Here is a 6,363-nt window from a genome sequence, read left to right on the forward strand (position 1 = left end):
GGCCGGGCGGGCCGCGCCGGACGCCGCCGCCCCGGCCGCGCAGCGCTGGCGGGCGGTGCGGGACCTGCCGTTCCTGACGGTGACCGTCCTCAACGCGGTGCTGGTCGTGCAGTACTCGCTGTCCGAGGTCGGGCTGCCGCTGTGGATCGTGGAGCGCACCGAGGCGCCGCGCTGGACGGCGGCTCTGCTGATGATCGTCAACTGCGTGCTGGTGGCGCTGCTCCAGGTACGGGTCGCCCGCAGGGCCTCCCAAGTCCCGTCCGCCGTACGGGCGATGGGCTGGTCGGGCCTGCTGCTGGCGGCCTCCTGCGCCGTGTACGCCCTGTCGGCGGGCCTGTCCCCGGTGTGGGCGGTGGCGGCGCTGACCGCCGGCGCGGTGGTGCAGGTCCTCGCCGAGGTGCTGTCGGCGGCGGGCGGCTGGACGCTCGGGTACGAACTGGCCGACGCCCGCGTCCACGGCGTCTACCAGGGCGTGTTCGGTGCCGGTATGTCGGCGGGGATGATGTCCGGCCCGGCCCTGGTCACGGTGACCGCGATCGCCCACGGCGCGCCGGGCTGGGCGGCGCTGGGCCTGCTGTTCGCGGCGGCGGGCCTCGCGGTGGCCCCGGCGGTGCGCTGGGCCCGCCGGGACGGGGAGTGGCGGGGCGAGCCCGGCCAGTAGGTCATCGGTGCCGCCCTCACGGCGTGAGGACGACCTTCTCGCAGCGGTCCTTCTTGTTCTTGAACAGGTCGTAGCCGGTCGGTGCCTCGGTCAGGGGCAGCCGGTGGGTGATGACCCGGGTGGGGTCGATCCTGCCCTGCTCGATCAGGCCCAGCAGCGGCTTCATGTACTTCTGCACGTGGCACTGCCCGGTGCGCAGGGTCAGGGACCTGTTCATCCAGGCACCCGCCGGGAACTTGTCGATCAGCCCGCCGTAGACGCCGATGACCGACACCACGCCCCCGCTCCGGCAGGACATGATGGCCTGGCGCAGGGCGTGCGGCCGGTCGGTCTCGGAGCGGACCGCCTGCTTGGCGCGGTCGTAGAAGTGGACGTGAGAGGCACCGTGGGTGGCCTCCAGGCCGACCGCGTCGATGCACTTGTCGGGGCCCCGGCCGCCGGTGAGTTCCAGCAGCGCCGACCGTACGTCGGTGTCCTCGAAGTCGATGGTGGTGTAGCCCTCGGCGGCGGCCATGTCGAGCCGGTAGGTCTCCTTGTCGATCGCGATGACCTTCTCCGCGCCCAGCACCCGGGCGCTGTCCATGGCGAACTGGCCGACCGGACCGGCGCCCCAGACGGCGACGACGTCGCCTTCCTGGATGTCGCACATGTCGGCGCCCATGTACCCGGTCGGCAGGATGTCGGACAGGAACAGCACCTGCTCGTCGGTGAGGTCCGACTCGATCTTGAGGGCGTTGGCGTCGGCGAGCACCACCCGGGCGTACTCGGCCTGACCGCCGGCGAAGCCGCCGGTGAGGTGGGAGTAGCCGTAGATGCCGGCGGTGGGGTGTCCGAAGAACTTCTCCGAGATGCCGGCGTTGGGGTTGGTGTTCTCGCAGCACGAGTACAGCTCCGCGCGGCACGAGGCGCAGGCGCCGCAGGCGATGGGGAAGGGCACGACGACCCGGTCGCCGACGCGCAGTGCGCCGTCGCTGATGCCGGGGCCGACCTCGACGACCTCTCCCATGAACTCGTGGCCCATGATGTCGCCCTTTTCCATGGTGGGGACGTAGCCGTCGAGCAGATGCAGGTCGGAGCCGCAGATCGCCGTCGAGGTGATCTTCACGATGGCGTCGCGGCTGTTCAGGATCGACGGATCGGGGACGTCCAGCACCTCGACCGAGTTGCGTCCCGTCCAGCAGTTCGCCTTCATGCCAGGGCCTCCTTCAGTTCGTCCTCGGTCAGCGGCCGGGCCGGGTGCTGCGGGAACTCTCCGCGGGCCCGCTTGCCGCCGGGCGCGCCCTCGGAGCGGACGACCTCGCCGGTCTCCGCGATCTGCTTGAAGCGGCGCAGGTCGTCGTCCAGCTGCTGGTGCGGTTCCTCGCCGAAGTAGCGTGCCGCGGCCTTGCCCAGCGCCCCGCCGGGCAGGTCGTAGCGCAGGGTCACCCGGATCTCCGTGCCCTGGCCGCCGGGGGCGGGCTCGAAGCGGACCTCGCCGGAGTTGTCGATGCCGGCACCGTCCACCGACCGCCAGGCGATCAGCCGGCCGGGCAGGTCCTCGGTGGTCTCGGCGTCCCATTCGACCGTCTTGCCGAACGGCGCGCCGGCCCGCCAGTGACTCGTGCGCGGACCGGTGACGCGCACCTCGTCCAGGTGCGCCATGAAGTCCGGCAGCCGTTCCAGGTCCCGCCAGAGGGCGTGGACCTCGTCCGGGGACAGGGCGACGGTGGTGGCCGCGGTCAGTTCCATGGGGGTGCTCCTGCGGGTGCGGGTCACGGCCGCGTAGACGTCCGTGGCCGTGATGGCGGTGACCGCGGCGGTCGCGGCGACGGTGCGGCCCAGGCCGCGGCCGTCGTGGTTCCGCAGAGCCCGGGTCAGCATCGTCAGGTCCATGAGGTCGCCGCCGACGCGGCCCCAGAGCCAGGCGGGGTGCGGCCGCCCCAGCAGTCCGGTCGCCGCCGCCAGCTCGCGCACCCCGACGGCGGTCGTGGCCGAGCGGTGCCGGAGGGTGCCGTCCACGCCCAGGGCCCGGGCGAAGCCCGCCGGGGCGACGACCTGGGGCACGCCCAGGAGCGCACTGGCCCAGCCGAGGCCGCGCACGAGCGGATCGCGCCGGAGGCGGGAGGGGGAGCGGGTGTCTGTGTTCATGGGTGCTCCTCACGAGCGGTGAGGCGGAGGGACGGCGGGCGACCGGAGTGAGAGGGTGAAGGGCGCGCAGCGGACAACGCCGGGGTTTCCGCGTGGCCCGCATCCAATCCTCGACGCTCCGCACAGGACCGGAAGCGCAGGCGACGGCCCGTCCAGCCCGGGCCGGAGCCGGGGCTGGACGCAGCTCGTCGACCGGTCCGGTCCTGGCAGCGGGCGGCCGGCGGCCCTGGGCCTCTTTACTGTTTGTGGCCGTTGCCGTGTCCGTCGGGGTGCAGGACCACCTTGGTCCAGCCCTCGTCACGGGCGTCGAAGTGCTCGTAGGCGGTGGGGGCCTCGTCCAGGCTGAGCTCGTGGGAGACGACGAAGCCCGGCTTCGCCTTCCCGCCGGCGATCAGGTCCCGCAGCGCCCGGTTGTACTTCTTCACCGGCGCCTGCCCGGTCCCCATGTGCTGGCCCTTGAACCACATCTTCCCGAACTCGATCGGGACCTTGCCCTGGGCCTCCAGCTCGCCCTGGGCTTCCGCGCCGCCGGGGTCCTGGGGCAGGAACACGCCCACCACGCCGATGTCGCCCGTGAACCTGACCGAGTCGATCAGGCCGTTGAGCGTGAGGCTGGCGTCCTCGTGTCCCTGGGGGTCGTGTGCCTGGTAGCCGACGCATTCGCAGCCGTTGTCGGCGCCCAGACCGAGGGTGGCCTCCTTGACGACCTCCGCCGGGTTCTGCTCGGCGGTGTTGATCGGGATGGCCCCGATCTCCTCCGCCTTGCGCAGCCGGTCGGGCTGGTGATCGGCCGTCCAGACGCGGCCGGCGCCCTTGAGGAGCGCGGAGTAGGTCGCCATCAGCCCGACGGGACCGGCACCGTAGACGATGGTCTGGTCGCCCGCTTTGACGTGGGCCATCTCGGTGGCGTGATAGCCGGTGGGGAAGATGTCGGCGAGCATCACGTAGTCGGTCTGCCGTTCGGCGGCGTCCTCGCCCAGACGCAGCGCGTTGAAGTCGCCGTACGGCACGCGCAGCAGTTCCGCCTGGCCGCCCTGGTAGGGGCCCATGTCGGCGAATCCGTAGGCGGCTCCCGCGAGGGCCGGTTCCGGCTGCATGGTCAGGCAGTAGTTGGTCAGACCCTGCTCACACTGCTTGCAGAAGCCGCAGGCGATGTTGAAGGGCAGGACCACGTACTCGCCGATCTGGACCTTGCGGACGGCCGAACCGACCTCCACGACCTGGCCCATGTTCTCGTGTCCCAAGGTGCGGCCGGACTCGAACGAGGTGCGGCCCTCGTACATGTGCAGGTCCGAACCACAGATGTTGGTAGTGGTGATCTTGACGATGATGTCGCAGGGGTGTTCGATCTTCGCGTCCGGTACGTCCTTCACTGTGACCGTTCGCGGTCCTTCATATACCGCTGCTTTCATGGTGACTTCTCTCGGTGTCGCGGCATGACCGCGGCACGGCGATGACGAGACGGTGCCAAGAGCCTGACGCTCGGACGTGCTGGACGGGGTCGGTGGCTCCGGCACGCCTCTGCGGGCCGTCCACCCGGATCAGGTGGAGCGGTGGGTGCGGCCGGCCCGCCAGGCGGTGCTTCGGCGCTCCGGCGGCTGCGGTGCGGGTCCCCGTCCGCGTTCGCCGCGAAACAACCCTTCACCGATCGATCAGTCGTCCTCCAGCATGCGGCGACGTTCTTGTTCGCGCTTGGAATAGGCGGCTGCCCGGATCGCCTCGTCGCTCTCCAGACCCGATCCGAGCGCGCCGCCCACCGTGGCGATCGAAGCGACGAACCAGGAGAGCGTCCAGTATTCCGCGCCATGCAGCGGGGTTCGTGTCATGGACGCGAAGACCTTGTCGTTGAGGATGAAGAGCGCCCACACCAAGTTGATGACCAGCAGACCCGCATAGCACATGACCACCCCGATACCCACGGTCATGACCGTGGAGGCGTTGTACAGAGCCGTCCTCTTCCTCTCCTCCGGTGAGGCGTCCGTCGACCGGTGCCACAGGTGCGCGTCCACGATCAGCCAGCCGATCATGAGCGCGACGGAACCCACCATGGCGATCACGAGGCGTGGCGTGCTCAGGGCCTCGGAAAGGCTCCAGACGGTGGAATTCACGGTGGCGACCGCTCCCGTGGCGAGAGCGGCCGCCAGGGCTTTCGACAGCCCCGGCACCAACCGCCACGGCTGGTTGGCGCGGACCATACCGCTGAGCACCCTCAGGTAACCGCGCGGCCCGCTGACGACGTACCGCAGATCAGCGGTCTCCCCCTCACCGATCGGACCCGGGTGAACAGGCGCAAGACGACGGGCGAAAGGCCCCGGCGCCTGACGCTGGGCAGGTTCCTCATTCCCGGCGGCTCGCGGGCTCGCCAGGCTGAGCACGGCCTCCTCCACCGCCCGCAGGGCCCTTCTGAAGAAACACAGGCCCCCCAGCGACGGAAGGGACAGCAGCGCCACGCCGTGTGCATGACTCAGATCCACCACGAGCTTGCGCCCGTGCGCGTGCAGCGGAAGGTCGGTGAGGGCCACGACGATGTCCCAGCTTTCCGCACGCGCGCGGTCCCTGATGCGGCGCGTCACCGTGGACAGGTCCTCGGTCCCCGCGGTGAAGGGCTCACTGACCACTTCCACGTCGAACCGCCGCCCCTGGCCTGACGGGTCGGCGAGCCGGGCAGGGAGCACCCGGGCCATGTGCCGCGCGATCTCCGTCGGCGCGTCCGGATCCGCCAGGAGAGCCACGACCGTGACGCCCTGCGACGACTCCCGCATGACCGGCCCCTTCTCGTCGGCAGCCCCGGCGATCACCAGTGCCCACAGGATGCCCCCGGGACAACGCCGGCGCGCCCTGACACGCTGGCCCCCATCGGCAGGCAGACGGCACATCCGATCCGTGGATCCCGTGATCCGAACGAGACGGCCCGGCCAGGCGTCCTCCGCACGGCGCAGCCCCGGGAGAGCGCGCCTCCGCTCAGGCCGCCCCGAACGCCGCGAACGCCCAGCCCGTCGCCTGGTGGACCGCGTCGCCCGGCAGGGCCGTACGGGCGTCCCTGAGGGCCTCGGCCAGGGAGAGGCCCGCGCCGAGGCCCTTGTGCAGGGCCAGCATCAGCGGGACCACCGCCGCGTCGTTGACCGGGGCGCTGCTCGCCACCACCCCGGCCGTGCCCAGCGGCAGCAACGCCGTGACCAGACCGAGGAGTTCGTCGGCGCCGACCGAGGCGAGGCGTGCGGTGTCGCAGCTGGACAGGATGATCCGGTACGGGCTGCGGGCCAGGCGCTCGAAGTCGTGCACGATCAGCGGGCCGTCGGCCATGCGGAGGGCGGAGAACAGGGGGCTGTCGGCGCGGAACGTGCCGTGCGCCGCGAGATGGGCGAGGCCCGCGCCGTCGAGTTCCGCCAGCACCCGGGGCACCTGGGCGTCCTCGCCCTCCAGGACCGTCGCCGTGCCGTACCGGTCCGCCAGTTCGGGCACCTCCGCGCCGCCCGTCGCGAGACCGGGGCCACGCACCAGCACGGCCCGGCCGTCCGGCGGCGGCGCCGTCTCCCGGGCGCGCAGCCAGCTGCCCGCCGACGGCGACACGCTGA

The 6,363-nt window shown here is 71.6% G+C and carries 5 protein-coding genes and 1 pseudogene; 1 reads left to right on the top strand and 5 read right to left on the bottom strand.

From position 1 onward, the window contains the following. Positions 1-661: pseudogene (locus ABZV94_RS39265) on the top strand (MFS transporter); the annotation flags it as partial. Positions 662-677: 16 nt separating this feature from the next. Here ABZV94_RS39265 and ABZV94_RS39270 read toward each other — a convergent pair. From ABZV94_RS39270 to ABZV94_RS39290, 5 genes are all read right to left on the bottom strand, one after another. After that, complete coding sequence (locus ABZV94_RS39270; protein WP_356349491.1) at positions 678-1,853, bottom strand: zinc-dependent alcohol dehydrogenase; 1,176 nt, start codon at positions 1,851-1,853, stop codon at positions 678-680. Continuing rightward, entirely contained in the window at positions 1,850-2,788 is a 939-nt protein-coding gene (locus ABZV94_RS39275; protein WP_356349493.1) for an SRPBCC family protein, read from the bottom strand. Before ABZV94_RS39275 ends, ABZV94_RS39270 begins: the two co-directional genes overlap by 4 nt. Before the next feature lie 236 nt (positions 2,789-3,024). Further along, a complete protein-coding gene (locus ABZV94_RS39280) occupies positions 3,025-4,200 on the bottom strand; it encodes a glutathione-independent formaldehyde dehydrogenase (RefSeq protein ID WP_356349495.1) in 1,176 nt (391 codons plus the stop codon). Between the two features lie 240 nt (positions 4,201-4,440). Further along, complete coding sequence (locus tag ABZV94_RS39285; RefSeq protein WP_356349500.1) at positions 4,441-5,550, bottom strand: hypothetical protein; 1,110 nt, start codon at positions 5,548-5,550, stop codon at positions 4,441-4,443. Positions 5,551-5,749: 199 nt separating this feature from the next. Further along, the coding region (locus ABZV94_RS39290) for a CHAT domain-containing protein (protein WP_356349498.1) at positions 5,750-6,363 on the bottom strand (614 nt) is incomplete at its 5' end.

Origin of the sequence: Streptomyces sp. NPDC004658, from assembly GCF_040609555.1 — a bacterium.
Lineage (GTDB): Bacteria > Actinomycetota > Actinomycetes > Streptomycetales > Streptomycetaceae > Streptomyces.